General features: G+C 69.6%; 1 protein-coding gene. It reads right to left on the reverse strand.

The window, feature by feature from the left end; all coding sequences use genetic code 11:
* Positions 1-335: hypothetical protein (locus tag R5H29_RS07090; protein WP_332328969.1), on the reverse strand; the 335-nt coding region annotated here is incomplete at both ends.

A 335-nucleotide genomic window follows, 5' to 3' on the forward strand; every position in this document is an offset into this window, starting at 1 on the left:
AGGCCGCCCTGATTGGCGAACAGCCCGACCAGCAGCGCCGAGAGGAACAGTCGCCAGTCGTCGAAATGAAAAGTCCGCGTGACGGCGCCGAAGATGTCCCCGGGCGCCGCGAAATAGACGGCAACGATGCTCAGCGTGCCGGCGGCGACCAGCATGGCGGTGAGGCAAGCGTAGATCAGCCCCGCCCGTCGCCACGAAATGTCGCCGCGCACCGGGCGATAGGCGCCGAGCAGCCGTGCCGCCGCCGCCCTGCCCCAGCCCAGGCGCAGGATGATCAGCGCGGAGACGGTGGGCGCGAAGGGAAAGAACAGAAACGGCGCGGCGCGCGGAAAGGC

The sequence above is a fragment of the Stenotrophomonas sp. A3_2 genome (assembly GCF_036624925.1).
GTDB lineage: Bacteria > Pseudomonadota > Gammaproteobacteria > Xanthomonadales > Xanthomonadaceae > Stenotrophomonas > Stenotrophomonas hibiscicola.